This window comes from Porphyrobacter sp. YT40, assembly GCF_006542605.1.
Lineage (GTDB): Bacteria > Pseudomonadota > Alphaproteobacteria > Sphingomonadales > Sphingomonadaceae > Erythrobacter.
The window spans coordinates 3,344,546-3,359,672 of the sequence record NZ_CP041222.1 but is presented as its reverse complement, the minus strand read 5'-3'; the positions used below and the strand labels follow the sequence as shown (position 1 = coordinate 3,359,672).

Sequence of the window (15,127 nt, the reverse complement as noted above, 5' to 3'; positions counted from 1 at the left end):
CGGTTACGGCAGGCCGTCGGTCTCGCCGTCGAGAAACAGGTCGCACAAGGGGCGAAGCTCGGGGATGGCGAAGTGATCCGCCCAGCGCCGAGGCTCGACCAGATCCGCGCAACCGGCGCGGACATAATGGAAGAACAGCAGGTGGCAGAACCCGCCCGCCTGTTTCGGGCGCCGGTAATGCCATTGCGAGGAGCCGTTGAACAGCAAGGCCTGGTTGGGCCGCAGCAGGTGCTCGGCAAAGCCATATTGCGGATCGGCGATGATCGCCTCAGGGTCGAAGTGCTGCGCGAATTCGGCCGTGGGCCAGTCGACCGGGCGGCTGACGTAGATCGGCCAGACCGCGTCCTGCGCGATGCAATAGTCGAAGGTGAACATGGCATCGGGGTGATCCATGTGCAGATCGCATTTCCCCTGCGCGCCGTAGCGGCTGAGGAAGTTGTAGCTCGACACCAGCGGCATCCCGGCAATCGCTTCGGCCACGGGGCGCACCTGTTCCTGAAGCGTGAGGAAAAAGGGGTGGTCCCACACCACATCGCGCCCGAAGGCGGCGTTCTCGCGCGCCTGCATGGTCGAGGTATCGATCGCGGCGGTGCGGCTGGCCTCGATGATCGCGGCATGGGTGGCCGCATCGAACACATCGTCGATCAGCGTTTCGCGGAAGTCGGGCGGGGGCTGGAGCGCCGCGAAGCCATCGGTGAAGGTGGCGAGTGCATCGGGGCGAACCGCGGCGAGATAGCGCTTGGCGACTTCGCGTCGGCGCAGAAACTGCGAATCGTACCAGCCCAGCCCGCCCACCTCACGGATCGCGGCAGCGGCCTCAAGGTGGAGCGCGAAATAGGCCGGATCGCGCAGCCGCGCCCGCACATCGGTTTCCAGCGTTTCGCGCACCCCTGTCATCGCCGCCAGCCATAAGGCCAGGCCCGTGCCCCCGCAACCGGCGCGCCGAGCGTGCTGCCCGCGCGCCGCTTTCCTACACGCCGCGCCCGCGATAGGCCTGATTCGATGCGCGCCGCAAAGCCCCTTGCCCTGCCCGAACCCTGCCAAAAACGCGCACGCGCGTGAGGCTTGTTTTCGTCTCTTGGACAGTGTCTCATGTGTCTCCAACACGGGCGGCGAAGCCCGGATACGAGAGAGAGCGCCGGCATGACCGAATACACCCAGATCATCGTCGCCAAGGCCGATGGCATTGCCACGATCACGCTGAACCGTCCCGAGAAGATGAACGCCTATACTCGCACGATGGGGCAGGAGATCATGGCGGCGATGGACGATATCGACGCCGATGATGCGGTGCGCGCGGTGATCTTCACCGGCAGCGGGGATCGGGCCTTCTGCGCCGGGGCGGACCTCACGCCCGAGGGCGGCGGGCACGTGTTCTCCGACCCCAGCGAGGTCGCCGACCTGTCCGATCCCAAGGTGCGCGATGGCGGGGGCCTGCTGGCGCTGCGCCTGTTTGAGAGCAAGAAGCCGCTGATCTCGGCCTGTAACGGCGTGGCGGTGGGCGTGGGCGCGACGATGCAATTGGCGATGGACATCCGCCTCGCGAGCGAGACCGCGCGCTACGGCTTCGTCTTCGCGCGGCGCGGGATCGTGCCCGAAGCCGCCTCGAGCTGGTTTCTGCCGCGCATCGTCGGCATCCAGCAGGCGCTCGAGTGGTGTTACACGGGCCGCGTGTTCGATGCGGCAGAGGCGAAGGCGGGCGGGCTGGTGCGTTCGGTTCATGCTCCGGGGGACCTGCTGCCCGCCGCCACGGCGCTGGCGCGGGAGATTGCCGACAACACTTCGGGCGTGTCGGTGGCGATGACGCGGGCGATGATGTGGCGGCTTTCGGCCACGGATCACCCGATGGAAGCGCACAAGATCGATTCCAGAGCGATTTACCGCCTCAGCCGCGGGGCCGACGCGAAGGAGGGCATCGCCAGCTTCCTCGAAAAGCGCCCGCCCGCCTATCCGGGCCGGGTCAGCGCCGACATGCCCGATTTCTACCCCTGGTGGGACGAACGCCCCTATGAGTGAACCGGGCGGCACGGGGGGAGGGCAGCTGGCGGGGTTTCTGCCCTACCAGCTCTCGGTCACCTCCAACGCGGTCAGCGGGCTCATCGCCGAGCGCTATCGCAAGCGGTTCGGGCTCAAGATCCCCGAATGGCGGGTGATGGCGGTGCTGGGCGACAGCGGGCGGATGACGCAGCGCGCGCTGACCGCGGCGACGGTGATGGACAAGGTCGCGGTCAACCGCGCGGTCAAGGTGCTGGAGGAGCGCGGGCTGATCGCACGAGTGCCCAATCCGGGCGACGGACGCTCGCACCTGCTGGCACTGACGGGGGAGGGCGAGGCGATCCACGCCGAGGTCATGCCGCTCGCCCGCGCCACCGAAGCCGAACTGCTCGCCGGCCTCGCGCCTGAGGAGGAGGCGGCGCTGCGCCGTCTGCTCGCCGGGCTGCGCGGGCGGGCGCTGCGGCTGGCGGGCCATACGCCAGAAGGGCCGGAGCAGGGGTGATCCCCGCTCCGGCCCTTCCGCAATCGCGACCGCCTTACTTGTTGACGAGGTTGTCCGAGATCGAACAGGCCGCCGGGCCAAGGATGACGACGAACAGCGTCGGCAGAATGAACACGATCAGCGGCACGGTCATGATCGCCGGAAGACGCGCAGCCTTCTCTTCGGCGCGCATCATGCGCTCGTTGCGGAATTCCGCCGAGAGCACGCGCAGCGCCGAGGCGAGCGGGGTGCCGTAGCGTTCGGTCTGGATCATGGTCGTCACCACGCCCTTCACCGCTTCCAGATTGACGCGGTAGGCGAGGTTGTTGAAGGCCATCTTGCGTTCGTTGAGGAACGAAAGCTCGATCGCGGTCAGGGCGAATTCGTCGCCCAGTTCGGGATAGGCGCGGCCCAGTTCCTTGGCGACGCGGTTGAAGGCGGCATCGACGGTCAGACCGGCTTCGGCGCAGATGACGAGGAGGTCGAGCGCGTCGGGCAGGCCCTTCTGGATCTCCTTGGTGCGCTTGCTCGCCTTGTTGCTCAGGAAGATTTCCGGGCCCTTGTAGGACGCCCACACGCTGCCGCCGAACACGATCAGGCGGAACATCGGGCTCCAGTCGGGCCAGAAGTTGACGATGTAAATGAGCGTGCCCATCAACCCGCCGACCAGGATCGGCAGGATCGCGCGGGCGCCGATGATGACGACCGCCAGTTCCTTGTTGCGGTAGCCCGCGTGCGCCAGCTTCTGCTGGATGTCCTTGAGCTGGCTGTCCTGCAGGACGTTGAGGCGCCCGAGGCTGTTCTTGACCTTGTCGGTCGTGTCGGTGCGACGCACCAGACTCGTGCGCTTCTTCGAGCCCGAGGTGACGATCCCGGCCTTGAGCTGTTCGCGCCGCGCTTCCAGCGCCTTGACGCGCTTGGCCATCGGATCGCGGATGGTGACCGCGGCGTAGATCGCCAGCATCACCGCGAAGGCCGCCAGACCTGCAAGCAGGGAGCCGACGAGGATGACGTCGAAGCCGAGGAGCGTCGGGCCGCTGGGTTGGTTGATCATGGTTCTCTTGCCCCCGCGATCAGATTTCGAAGTTGACCATCTTGGCCATCATGGCGACGCCGATGCCCATCCACACCCCGGCGCCGAGGCCGGTCACGATCAGACGATCATCGTTGAAGAACCCGCTCATATATTCCGGGTTGATGTAGAGGATCATCCCGAACACCAGGAACGGCAGCGAGCCGACGATATAGGCCGAGGCCTTGGATTCGGCGCTCATCGCCTTGATCTTCAGCTTCATCTGGGCGCGCTGGCGCAGCACGTTGGCGAGGTTCGAGAGCGTTTCGGCAAGGTTGCCGCCGGTCTCGCGCTGGATCGCCAGGGTGATGGTGAAGAAGTTGAATTCGGGGATGCCGAGCTTGTCGGCGGTGTCCTGCAGCGCGTCTTCCATGGTCTTGCCGACCTTGATGCGGTCGATCACGCTCTTGAACTCGTAGCCGACCGGGCCGGGCACTTCGGTCGAGACGATCGCAAGCGTCTCGGTTACCGGCAGGCCCGAGCGCAGACCGCGCACCAGCAGCTCGATCCCGTCCGGGAACTTGGAGACGAAGGCATTGGTGCGCTTGTTGATCAGGCTGCCCACCACCACGTGCGGCAGCCCGGCGCCAAGGAACAGGCCTACGCCTGCCGAAAGCAGGGCGGACTTGGTCAGCACGAACATGACCACCGCTACCGCCAGCGCCAGACCGATCGAGGCGTAGAGATATTGCGACACCGTCCAGTCCTTGCCGGTGCGGTTCAGCCGCATGGCGAGGGCTTCGGTGCGCGACCCGGAGCCTGCGACCTTGTAGGTCTTGGGCTTGCGTGCCGCGATCGCCCGCTTGAACTGCGCGTCGACCTTGGCGTCGAGACTTTCCGAGTGGCGGTGACGCAGCGATTCCATCCGGCGCTTCTGCGCCTTGGCCGCGCCCGACCCGGCCAGGACCGTATAGCCCAGCACCAGCACGGCGAAGATCACGAGCGTGATCAGCAGGGTTTGGAAAAAGTCCATCTCGGTTTGTCCTGCCTGGCTGCGCCGGCGAGCGGCGGATTACATCAACAAAGGGTGCCGCGCGGGGGACGGAGCGGCGTGTCGGCGACCGCCCCCCGCGTTCGGCAATCGGTTCAGTCGGCCTTGGTGAGATCGACCTTGGGCTTCTTGGACAGCATCGACTTGAAGTCGAAATTGCCGAGCAGCGATTTCTTCTCGCCGCTGCCGCCGTCGAACTGCTCGTCCTCGCTCGCGCCCATCACCCGTTCGGCGATGTGACGGATCGCGGCCGTGGCCTTGCTCGAGCGGTTGGCGTCGACGAAGACCTGACCCAGCTTGGCCGCGTTCGAGGCTGCCTTGACGTCGTACGGCACGACGAAATCGACCTTGCGTTCGATCGAGGCTTCGAAGTCGGCTTTGCTGATCTCGGCAACCGCCGGCTGCACCTTGTTGGCGACGATCATCGGATGCGCGTGCGCCGCGTTGGTCTTGAGCCACGAGAGCAGCCGGATCGTGTCGCGCGCCGAAGCCAGCGTCAGCTCGCAGGTCAGCAGGACGAGATTCACGTCTGCCAGCAGCTGCGGGAAGTTGATCAGCATATTGCGCGGCAGATCGATCACGGTCATTTCGAACGCCTGGCGGAACTCGTCCTCCAGCTGAACGAAGGCTGCGCCATCGGTCATCAGCGGCTGGCTGATCGGGGCTTCGGCCGACAGGATCGACAGGTTGTCACCGGCGCGCACCATCGCGCGTTCGATGAACAGCGGGTCGATGCGGCTGGGGTTCTCGATCGCGTCGGTCAGGCCGCGGCCGGGCTCGAGATCGAGCGCCAGCGCGCCGGTGCCGAAGTGGACATCCAGATCGAGCAGCGCGGTCGGCGCCTTGTGCGCCTCGGCAAACAGCCATGCGAGCGAAGTCGCCAGCGTCGAGGCGCCGACACCCCCGCGGGTGCCGACGATGGCGGTGGAGACGTGGCGCTTGACCCCGTCACCGTCGCCGCCCTTGGGGCTCATGAACACGGCCAGCGCCTGATTGAGCGCATCGTGCACCTGCTGCGGCGAAAGCGGCTTGAGCAGGTAGTCGTGGATGCCGCTGGCGAGCAGGTCGCGGTAGAGGCGCACGTCATTGACCTGCCCGACCGCGATCACCACCGTGCCCGGCTCGCACACTTCGGCGAGCGCGTTGATGTCGTTGAGCGGATCGCCGCTTTCCGACAGGTCGACCAGCAGGATCGCCGGGGAGGCACTGACCGAGAGCGACTGCACCGCATTGCGCAGGCCGCCCTTGTTGCACTTTTCCGGCTGCCAGCCGAGCTCGATCACCACGGGCCGGATCACGTCCAGCGCGTTGTCATCGCAGATATAGGCCGCAAAGGGATCGCGATTGCCGGGCAAGCCCGATTTCCAGGGAGCATTCATGGCTTAGTTACCTCCTCCGCCGCCGCCGGCGGCCGCGCCAGCTTCCATCAACCCGGCTGCGCCGGTCGGTTCTGCCTGGCGATAGGTCGAGATCGCCTTGTTCGAGGTGGCGATGACCGTCTCGCTCGAACCCTTCTTGCCTTCCAGCAGATCCATCGGATCGGCGATCATCGCCGCCAAGTTGCTGTTGGTGGCACAGCCGAAATTGGGGCTGGTGCCGTTGGTGTAGTTCATGTCGGACTTGGCCGACCAGTCGGGGCAGCCCGGCACCGAGGCGCTGGCGCGGGTGATCACCACGCGCGCCTGACCCGGCTGGAGATAGCCCGGCGTCACCGGAGCGGTGTCGCTGATCATCAGGCCGTAACGCGCCGCCAGATCGCGGATCGCGCCGGTCACCGCGGGGTTCTGCCCCGGGTTCTCGATCGCGATACGATCGCCGTAACGCAGGTCCATCGTCTCGAACCAGCCGTTGAGGCGCTGCTGTTCGGAGATCGGCAGGCCGGCGCTGCTGGTGGTCACATCGAGCACCATGTTGGTGCGTTCGACCACCGGCTGCTTGACGCTGTAGAGCGTGCGGTTTTCCGGCATCCCGCCGCAACCGGCAAGGCCGAGGCCCAGCGCCAGCGCGATCGCGATCTTGGAGGCCCGCCCGAAGGTGGAGGCGGGCACGCTGGCCTGCCGGGTTTGTCGTGCATGCGGCATCACAGTCACCTTTCTCACGTTAGAGGCTGAAGCCGGGCGCAGCGACGGCATCGGCCTTGGCTGCGCGGTCTTCCTTGCGGCGCTTCTTTTCGGCCCGGCGCGGCTGTTCCGGCTGGGTCGGGCTGATGGCGGCCGGATCGGCCTGGCTCACCTTGGGGGCAGGGGCATCCTCGCCGCCCGCAGCGGTCGGGCCGGGGCGCTGGGCACCCGAGACGCCGTCGTGCTGCTGATAGCCGAGCAGCTGCTGGGCTTCATTGGCCGAGGCATAGCCATCGGTCGGCAGCTTGATGTCCTTGGCGTCCACCGGCTTGACCAGATAGGGGGTGACGATGATCACCAGCTCGGTCTCGCCCTTGCGGAACTGACGGCTGCGGAACAGATTGCCGAGGATCGGCACGTCGCCCAGACCCGGCGCCTTTTCCAGCTGGTTCTGCGCGTTGGCGCTCATCAGACCGGCGATCATGAAGCTCTGGCCCGAGCCCAGCTCGACGGTGGTTTCGGTGCGCCGCGTGGTGATCGCGGGAACCTGAAAGCCGTTGAGCGTGATCGCGCCCTGTGTCGACAGTTCAGACACTTCCGGACGCACGCGCATCGAGATGCGGCCGTTCGAGAGCACGGTGGGGGTGTAGGCGAGGCTCACGCCGAACTGGCGGAACTGCACCGTCACCTGGCCGAGACCCTGCGCGATCGGGATCGGGAATTCACCGCCCGCAAGGAAGGTCGCGGTTTCGCCCGAGAGCGCGGTCAGGTTGGGTTCGGTGATGGTGGTCACCAGACCCAGCCGCTCCGACAGATCGAGCGCGCCGAGCGTGTCGACACCGAACAGCTTGCCCAGACCCGAGATCGAGGTGCCGCCGTTGGCATTGACCGAATAGCCCGGAATTTCCGTGCCATCGGGCAGGACGAAGGCGACATCGCCAACGCCGTTGCCGACGAACAGCGGGCCGGAGGGGCCGCTCGGATCGCCGGTGATCGGGCGACCGGTGCCTACACCGAAGCGGAAACCGCCGGTGCCGTCGAAGCTCGTCAGGTTGCCGCCGATTTCGCGAACGAGGCTGCGGCTGACTTCGGCGAACTTGACGTGCAGGTTGACCTGCAGCGGGGTCGCGGTCTTCAGGCGGCTGATGACGTTGGCGTCCTCGCCGAGGAAGGCCTGAACCAGACGCTCGGCCTCGGCAGCGTCTTCAGGGGCGCTCACGGTGCCGGTCAGCAGCACGGTGTTGGTGCCCATCGTCGACACGTTCACCTTGGCTTCGGGCATCGCCATCGCCAGCATCTGGTCGATGCTGCCGATGTTCGAGCCGACCCGGATGTTGGCCGAGAAGATCACGTCGCCGCGATCGTTGCTGGCATAGACCGTGGTCTCGCCGCCGGCCTTGCCGAAGACATAGAGCTGACGCTGCGACTTCACCTGGACATCGGCGACCTCTTCGTTGGCGACGAAGACATCGGCCATCGTGCCGGGCACCGTCACCAGCTCGCCCTTGCCGATCGACAGGACGATTTCCTGCGAGGGCTTGGCGACCGACTGGGCGGTGGCGGTGGCGACCGGCATGGCGGCCATCGGCACGGCGGCCAGAGCGGCCAGCAGCAGCTTGATCTTGAACTTGGACGTCATGGGTTGGCCCCCCTCGGGTTTGCCACGGATCGCCTGGATTGCAGGCGCACTTCGGGTGTTGGTCACAGACATGGTCGGTCAGCCCCTCAGTTGATCACGGTCATGCCGGCGGCGGGCACGGTCTGCCCGGCGCGGCGCACGCCGCTCGACTGGCCGGAGAGCACGGCACCGGCATTGGCCTTGGTGCTGACCGGCGTTTCGGTGGTTTCCTTGCCGCGGGTGACGCGGACGCTCGGGCCGGAATAGACCGGTGCGGCGCTGCCACCCGACGCACGGGCCGGACCATCGGACTGGGCACGGGCCTGAGCGACGCCGGTGCCGTTGTCCTGCTTGACCCCGGGGGTCGACCGTTGGAAGCGCGAGACATCGGCGCCGGTCACGTAGGACACGCCCTTGTCCATCGGCTGCTTGGCGGCAGCCTTGAGCAGACGCTCCTCTTCCTCGGGGGTAGCACCCGCCGGGATCTGGATGTTGCCCGAGGCAATCGCCTGGTCGAGCTCACCCGCGCTGTCCGACAGCGAGCGCAGCACGAGGCTGATCTGGCCGAAGGTCTGGGCGACCGAGATCTTCTCGGCGATCTTGGGCGTCACTTCGAGCGTCACCGTGCTGAACTCCTCGACCACGGTCTTGCCGTTCTCGTCGGTGCTCTTTTCGGTCTTCTGGTCGGTCGCCAGGACGCGCAGGTTGCGCACGATGGTTTCGGCGGCGCGCAGCGGTTCGCCGTCGTCGCGGGCCTGGATTTCCTGGCTGACGACCACGTCCACGCGGTCGCCCGGGAAGATGAAGCCTGCCACCCCGGCCTGAGCCGACACCGGCACGGTCACGGCGCGCATGCCCGGCCCGAGCGCTGCGGCGAGGAAGCCGCGGTCGCCCGGCGACACCAGCGAGCCCTGCGTGACCGGCTCACCCGCGGTGATCGGATAGCGCACGACGGTGCCGAGCAGCGTGTTCATGTCGGCTTCGCCGTCGATGAAGTAGGCGTCCTGCACCAGCTCCTTGGGCCAGGGCTGGAAGCCCAGCGCATCGGCGGTGATGATGGTGCCCGCGGTCAGCGCCCGCTTGGCGACAAGCACGCGCGGCCCGGTGGGCACGGCGGCTTCGGCAGCGGGGGCAGAGCCTCCAGCGAAGATGCTGCGAGCGGCAAAAGCGGTCCCGATCGCAATGATCAGCGCACCGAGCAGCAGAACCAGTTTCTTCCTATCCATGGCTCAAATAGCCCCCTCGTAATCGCCCTTGGTTGGTTAGCGGGCAGGTATGGTTGCAGTTGGTAAGTCCTGACTGGTTAAAATCGGGTTATGCTGCCTGAACGGCGTTGAGGCCCTGCGGCAGATAATTGATTGCCAGCACCCACAGGCCGCCGAATGCGATGGCCACTCCGTAGGGAATCTTGAGCTTGTCCTTCTGGCGGCGCATCACGTGCCAAGCGGCCATGATGATCGTCAGCGCCCCGCCGGCCAGCGCCATCACCAGCAGCAATTGCATGAAGTGCGCAGGGCTGACCCACAGCGCGAGCGCGGTCAGCAGCTTCACATCGCCGCCGCCCATCATGTTGAGCGCGAACAGGCCCGCAAAGACCGCGAAGGCTGCGACCGCCACGCCCAGCTGGATCGCCACACCCGGCCACAGCGACAGCCCGCTCGCCCACCAGAACAGGGGCGCGCCGAGTGCTATGGCAAGGTTGAGACGGTTGGCGATCGTGCGGCTGCGGATGTCGCTGAACGCGGCAAACACCAGCGCAATTGCCAAGCCCGCCAGCAGACCGTAGGAAATCAAGCTCATCGACATCGTGCCCCGTCGGAAGGCCCTGCACGATGCAGCGGCCGTCCTTGATTGGGACACACCTACAGAACATGACTTACCAAATAGTAACCACACTCCAAGCCCGCCCCTCGGCACCAATACCGACCCGAATGGCAAACCCATGGTGATCGACCGCAGGGCGATTCCCGCCGCCGCGCGCGAGAGCGTGTGGGCCGCTGGCGATGGCCATGCCATCCGCCGGGTCGACTGGCCGGGCGCGGGCAGGGGCTCGATCCTGTTCCTGCCGGGGCGCGGGGATTTCTACGAGAAGTACCTCGAAACGCTGGAGGAATGGCACCGCGCCGGGTGGCGGGTGACAGCGGCCGACTGGCGCGGGCAGGCAGGTTCCGGGCGGCTCGGGAACGACGCGGTCACCGGGCATATCGAGGATTTCGCGATCTGGATCGACGATCTGGCTGCGTTGTGGGCGCAGTGGGTGGCCGAGACGCCCGGGCCGCATGTGCTGGCGGCCCATTCGATGGGCGGGCATCTGGCGCTGCGCGCGCTGGTCGAGCACCGCATCGCGCCCGATGCGGTGGTGCTGAGCGCGCCGATGACCGGCATCGCCGGCCCGCCGCTCCCGCTCGGCCTGCTGCACAAGGTCGCGCAGACCATGTGCCGGATCGGCGATCCGCTGCGGCAAGCGTGGAAGTGGAGCGAGAAGCCGGGCGAACTGCCGACGGGCCGCGCGACGCTGCTCACTCACGATCCCGATCGCTATGCCGACGAGCAATGGTGGCGCGACCACCGGCCCGAGCTCGTCATGGGCCCGGCGAGCTGGCGCTGGGTCGAACAGGCCTATGCCTCGTGGATCGGGCTCGAACGCCCCGGCGCGCTGGAGGCCGTGCAGGTGCCGGTGCTGATCGTCTCGACCGTGGCGGACAAGCTGGTCAGCCACCCCGCCAATCTGCGCGCCGCCGCCCGTCTGCCCAAGGGCGAGATCATGGCGCTGGGCGAAGAGGCCGCACACGAAGTCCTGCGCGAGGTGGACGCGGTGCGCGACCCCATCATGGCGCGGATCGAAGCTTTCCTCGCCCGAGTCGCGCCGCCGGTTTCGCAGGACGCATGATCCACGACATCGCCATCATCGGGGCCGGCATGGTCGGGGCGAGTCTTGCCGCCGAGCTTGCGCCCCATGTTCGCGTGGTTCTGCTGGAGGCGGAGGACGCGCCGGGCTATCACGCCACCGGGCGATCGGCAGCGTTCTGGGAGGAATGCTATGGCGGCCCCGGCGTGGTGCCGCTGACGCGCGCTTCGGGTGCCTATCTCGATGAACACGGCTTTCTGACGCATCGCGGCGCGCTTTATATCGGGCGGGCCGAGGATGCGGCGGCGATGGCGGACTTTCGCGCCAGTTACGAAGGCACCGGGGTGGCGATCACTCCGCTTGAGGGCGCGTCGCTGGCGGCGATGCTGCCGCAGATTCGCTCCGAATGGCGCCACGGGCTGCATCAGCCGGCCTCGGCCGATATCGACGTGGCGGGGCTGCACCAGCACTATCTCGCCCTCGCGCGCCGTCACGGGGCCGAGACCGTGTGCCGCGCGCGAATCGCCGGGCTGGGCAGGGCGGATGGCGTGTGGACCCTCACCAGCGAGCGCGGCGAGACATGGCGTGCTGCTACCATGGTCAACGCCGCGGGGGCCTGGGCCGACACCATCGCGGCGCTGGCCAGGGTGCCCGCGATCGGCATTGCGCCCCTGCGGCGCACGGTCGCGGTGCTGCGTGTCGATCCGCCCGCGCCTGCCGATCTGCCGCTGGTGATCGACATCAATGGCGGCTTCTATTTCAAGCCCGATGGCGGGCGGCTGTGGCTGAGCCCGCATGACGAGATCCCTTCCGCCCCTTGCGACGCCGCGCCCGAGGAACTGGACGTCGCCATCGCCATCGACCGCTTTCAACAGGTGACCGACTGGCGCATCGCCGCGGTCGAGCGGCGCTGGGCGGGGCTGCGCAGCTTCGCGCCGGACCGGCTGCCGGTCTATGGCTTCGATCCCGAGGCTGCCGGATTCTTCTGGTTTGCCGGGCAGGGCGGCTTCGGCATCCAGACCGCGCCCGCCGCCGCGCGCCTCGCCTCGCAGCTGCTGCTGGGCACCGCGCCGGACGCGATGACCGCCCCGATCGACGCCTCCGCCTATGCGCCGGAGCGATTCAGAGGGGGATTTGCGCAACAATCGGTCTGGAAAAGCGCCCGCTGATCTGCCATCCCTGCTGCGGGATCAACCAGAAAAGAGGGGGCCGCCATGGCGCACAAGTTTGAAATCTACAAGGACAACGCCGGTGAGTTCCGGGTGCGGTTCAAGTACAATTCCGAAGTGATGTTCTCGACCCAGGGCTATTCCAGCAAGGCGAGCGCGCAGAACGCGATCGATTCGATCAAGAAGAACGGCCCCGGCGCCGAGGTCGAAGATAATTCCTGATTTCATGTCGCGCTGATGCGCGACGCATACCTCCCGCCCCACCTCCCCACCCGGCCACCATAACATAGTGGTACTGTTGGTGGCCGGGTGGGGAGGTGGGGCGGGAGGTATGCGCCACCGACAGGTGGCCAAAGACAAAAACGGCCCTAACCGCCCCGCGCTTTTTCCGCCTCCGCGCTGGCAAGCGCATCGACCCGTTCGTTTTCGGGATGGCCGTTGTGGCCCTTGACCCAGTGCCAGGTAATCTGGTGCGGGCGCGCGGCCTCGATCAGGTCGTGCCACAGATCGGCATTGCGCACCGGTTTCTTGCTGGCGTTGACCCAGCCGTTCTTCTGCCAGCCGTGGATCCACTTCTGCATCCCGTCGAGCACATATTTGCTGTCGGAATAGAGATCGACCTTGCACGGCTCGATCAGGGCATTGAGGCCGCGGATCGCTGCGGTCATCTCCATGCGGTTGTTGGTGGTATCGGCCTCGCCGCCCGACAGTTCCTTTTCGTGCGGGCCCATGCGCAGCAGCGCGCCCCAGCCGCCGGGGCCGGGATTGCCCTTGCACGCGCCATCGGTGAAAATCTGAACCTGTTTCATGTCGCTCACCCTTGGCCGCGCGCGGCTCAGCCTGCAAGCAGGGCGGGGCCGGTTTCGTCGTAGAACCGCCACCGCCGCGCGAATTGCATCGGGTCCTTGCGGGTGACAAGCGCATCGTCCGGGGTGTCCAGCCAGTCCTCGGCCCGGCTCGCGACAAAACGCAGGCACGCGCCCTTGGCGACATCGGGAAACAGTGCGCGCTCGTCAGGCTCCAGCGGGCGGACGCTTTCATAGCCCGCGATCAGTGCGCTGCCGATGGCAGGATCATGCGCGTTCGCCGCATCGAAGCTCCATGCCGCGTGCGTCACCGCCAGATCAAGCACCATCGGCCCGGTGCAGGCGAAGTAGAAGTCGATCAGCCCGGTCACCCGGTCGCCCAGCATCAGCACATTGTCGGGGAAAAGGTCTGTGTGGGTCTGCGAGCGCGGCAGGGCGGAGAGATCGAGCGCGGCGGCGGCCTCGGCCTCGGCGAGCAGCGCGGGGAGGGCCGGGTCGATCGTCGCCAGCGCCTCGGCCCCGCAGGTGCGCAGGATTGCGGCGCTGGCGGCGAAATCCATCGCATTGGCGCGGGTGCGCGGGAAATCCTGCGCCGCCAGATGCAGCCGCGCGAGCACTTCGCCGACGCTGCGAGCCTGCGCAGGCGTCGGCCGGGTGGGCGAGACACCGGGCAGAAATTCGATCAGCGCCGCCGCTTTGCTTGCCCCGGACGGCGATCCGGGGTCCTCGACCATCCGCCACGAAGTACCCGCGCGGTCGTGCATCGTGCGCGGCACCGGGCAGCCCTTGGCCGCAAGATGATCGAGCAGTTCGAGAAAATAGGGCAGATCGGCATAGTCGATCCGCCGCTCGTACAGCGTCAGGATGAAGCGCGTGCCGCTGTCGCCGCTACCCGTCGTCTCCACCAGCCAGTTGGAATTGGACACGCCCTCGGCGATCCCCTTGGCCGAAACCAGCGCGCCGACATCGTAATGCGCGATCAGCCGGGCAAGATCCTCGGCCCCGAGATGGGTATAGACCGCCATGCGCCCCGCCCGAGAAGCCTACTCGGTCAGCTGGCGCGGCAGCTTGAACACCATCTTTTCGACGGTGGCGGTGATTTCCTTCTCGTGGATGGTGCGGTGCTGCGCCAGCGCGGCGACCACCTCGCGCACCAGCACTTCGGGCGCGGAGGCCCCGGCGGTGAGGCCGAGCGTTTCCACCCCCTCGAGCCAGGCAAAGTCGATTTCCGAGGCACGCTGGATCAGCTTGGCAGGGGTGCCGAGCCGTTCCGACACCTCGACCAGCCGCAGCGAGTTCGAGGAATTGGGCGCGCCGATCACCAGCACCAGATCGCAGTCATGCGCCAGCTCCTTGACCGCCGCCTGCCGGTTGGAGGTCGCATAGCAGATGTCTTCCGCCTTGGGCCCGCTGATGTTGGGATAACGCCATTCGAGCGCCTCGATCACCTCGCGCGTATCGTCCACCGACAGCGTGGTCTGGGTGAGATAGGCCAGCTCCTCGTCGGAATCGAACGGGAGCTTGTCGACATCCTCGATCGTCTCGACCAGCGTCATCTGCCCCGGTTCGACCTGCCCCATCGTGCCGATCACCTCGGGGTGGCCTTCGTGGCCGATGAAGATGATGTGGCGGCCCTTTTCGATCTGGCGTTCGGCCTGACGGTGGATCTTGCTCACCAGCGGGCAGGTGGCATCAAGATAGAGCAGTTCGCGGCGGCGCGCTTCGGCGGGGATCGCCTTGGGCACGCCGTGCGCGCTGAACACCACGGGCGCATCGTCGGGCACTTCGTCGAGTTCCTTGACGAAAATCGCGCCCTTGGCCTTAAGCCCTTCGACGACATATTTGTTGTGGACGATCTCGTGCCGGACATAGACCGGCGAACCGTACCGTTCGAGCGCCTTCTCGACGATCTCGATCGCGCGATCGACCCCGGCGCAGAAGCCGCGCGGGGCGGCGATTAGCAGATTGAGCGGCGGGCGGTCTGCGGTGGCAGCTTCGGAGGCGGGAAAGGGCGCGTTCATGTCTCTCCCCCTAGCGCTTTGTGCGCGTCCTCGCTAGGGCGCACGGGATCGGAATATGCAAGGACG

At 66.8% G+C, this 15,127-nt stretch carries 16 protein-coding genes; 5 read left to right on the top strand and 11 right to left on the bottom strand.

What is annotated here, in order from left to right; all coding sequences use genetic code 11:
• Positions 1–3: 3 nt before the first annotated feature.
• Positions 4–897 carry a hypothetical protein gene (locus E2E27_RS15870; protein WP_141460782.1) on the bottom strand — a complete coding sequence of 298 codons (894 nt, stop codon included), beginning with the start codon at positions 895–897 and terminating at the stop codon, positions 4–6.
• Between the two features lie 246 nt (positions 898–1,143).
• On the opposite strand from E2E27_RS15870, the gene E2E27_RS15865 reads away from it, so the two are divergent.
• Complete coding sequence (locus E2E27_RS15865; protein WP_141460780.1) at positions 1,144–2,016, top strand: crotonase/enoyl-CoA hydratase family protein; 873 nt, start codon at positions 1,144–1,146, stop codon at positions 2,014–2,016.
• Positions 2,009–2,497, top strand: a complete 489-nt coding sequence (locus E2E27_RS15860) for a MarR family winged helix-turn-helix transcriptional regulator (protein WP_141460778.1) — start codon at positions 2,009–2,011, stop codon at positions 2,495–2,497. Before E2E27_RS15865 ends, E2E27_RS15860 begins: the two co-directional genes overlap by 8 nt.
• 34 nt (positions 2,498–2,531) lie before the next feature.
• On the opposite strand, the gene E2E27_RS15855 is transcribed toward E2E27_RS15860, so the two are convergent.
• The 7 genes from E2E27_RS15855 to E2E27_RS15825 all read right to left on the bottom strand — a co-directional run bounded on the left by E2E27_RS15855 (position 2,532) and on the right by E2E27_RS15825 (position 10,023).
• Positions 2,532–3,530, bottom strand: coding sequence for a type II secretion system F family protein (locus tag E2E27_RS15855; RefSeq protein WP_141460776.1), 999 nt, complete (start codon positions 3,528–3,530; stop codon positions 2,532–2,534).
• Between the two features lie 19 nt (positions 3,531–3,549).
• Positions 3,550–4,521: a type II secretion system F family protein gene (locus tag E2E27_RS15850; protein ID WP_141460774.1), complete on the bottom strand. Its 972-nt coding sequence runs from the start codon at positions 4,519–4,521 to the stop codon at positions 3,550–3,552.
• A gap of 113 nt (positions 4,522–4,634) precedes the next feature.
• Positions 4,635–5,918 carry a P-loop NTPase family protein gene (locus E2E27_RS15845; protein WP_141460772.1) on the bottom strand — a complete coding sequence of 428 codons (1,284 nt, stop codon included), beginning with the start codon at positions 5,916–5,918 and terminating at the stop codon, positions 4,635–4,637.
• Positions 5,919–5,921: 3 nt separating this feature from the next.
• Positions 5,922–6,620 carry a CpaD family pilus assembly protein gene (locus tag E2E27_RS15840; protein WP_141460770.1) on the bottom strand — a complete coding sequence of 233 codons (699 nt, stop codon included), beginning with the start codon at positions 6,618–6,620 and terminating at the stop codon, positions 5,922–5,924.
• 19 nt (positions 6,621–6,639) lie between these two features.
• Entirely contained in the window at positions 6,640–8,238 is a 1,599-nt protein-coding gene (locus E2E27_RS15835) for a type II and III secretion system protein family protein (protein ID WP_141460768.1), read from the bottom strand.
• Positions 8,239–8,324: 86 nt separating this feature from the next.
• Complete coding sequence (cpaB, locus tag E2E27_RS15830) at positions 8,325–9,443, bottom strand: Flp pilus assembly protein CpaB (RefSeq protein WP_141460766.1); 1,119 nt, start codon at positions 9,441–9,443, stop codon at positions 8,325–8,327.
• 88 nt (positions 9,444–9,531) lie between these two features.
• On the bottom strand, positions 9,532–10,023 hold the full coding sequence (locus E2E27_RS15825) for an A24 family peptidase (RefSeq protein ID WP_141460764.1): 492 nt from the start codon (positions 10,021–10,023) through the stop codon (positions 9,532–9,534).
• A 136-nt stretch (positions 10,024–10,159) separates the two neighbouring features.
• On the opposite strand from E2E27_RS15825, the gene E2E27_RS15820 reads away from it, so the two are divergent.
• From E2E27_RS15820 to E2E27_RS15810, 3 genes are read left to right on the top strand one after another with little or no spacing between them, the layout of a single operon-like run.
• Positions 10,160–11,107, top strand: coding sequence for an alpha/beta hydrolase (locus E2E27_RS15820; RefSeq protein WP_141460762.1), 948 nt, complete (start codon positions 10,160–10,162; stop codon positions 11,105–11,107).
• Positions 11,104–12,234: an NAD(P)/FAD-dependent oxidoreductase gene (locus tag E2E27_RS15815; protein WP_141460760.1), complete on the top strand. Its 1,131-nt coding sequence runs from the start codon at positions 11,104–11,106 to the stop codon at positions 12,232–12,234. The genes E2E27_RS15820 and E2E27_RS15815 overlap by 4 nt, the downstream gene beginning before the upstream one ends.
• 45 nt (positions 12,235–12,279) lie before the next feature.
• On the top strand, positions 12,280–12,456 hold the full coding sequence (locus tag E2E27_RS15810) for a YegP family protein (protein ID WP_086607903.1): 177 nt from the start codon (positions 12,280–12,282) through the stop codon (positions 12,454–12,456).
• Positions 12,457–12,602: 146 nt separating this feature from the next.
• Here the strand turns inward: E2E27_RS15810 and rnhA are convergent, their stop codons facing one another.
• Genes rnhA through ispH form a run of 3 tightly spaced genes read right to left on the bottom strand, consistent with a single transcriptional unit; the run spans position 12,603 to position 15,061 of the window.
• The gene (gene rnhA / locus E2E27_RS15805; RefSeq protein ID WP_141460758.1) at positions 12,603–13,043 is read right to left on the bottom strand and encodes a ribonuclease HI; all 441 of its coding nucleotides are present in this window, start codon (positions 13,041–13,043) and stop codon (positions 12,603–12,605) included.
• A 26-nt stretch (positions 13,044–13,069) separates the two neighbouring features.
• Positions 13,070–14,065 carry a homoserine kinase gene (locus tag E2E27_RS15800; RefSeq protein ID WP_141460756.1) on the bottom strand — a complete coding sequence of 332 codons (996 nt, stop codon included), beginning with the start codon at positions 14,063–14,065 and terminating at the stop codon, positions 13,070–13,072.
• An 18-nt stretch (positions 14,066–14,083) separates the two neighbouring features.
• Positions 14,084–15,061 (bottom strand): 4-hydroxy-3-methylbut-2-enyl diphosphate reductase, encoded by a 978-nt coding sequence (gene ispH / locus E2E27_RS15795; protein ID WP_141460755.1) that lies wholly within the window; start codon positions 15,059–15,061, stop codon positions 14,084–14,086.
• Positions 15,062–15,127: the final 66 nt, after the last annotated feature.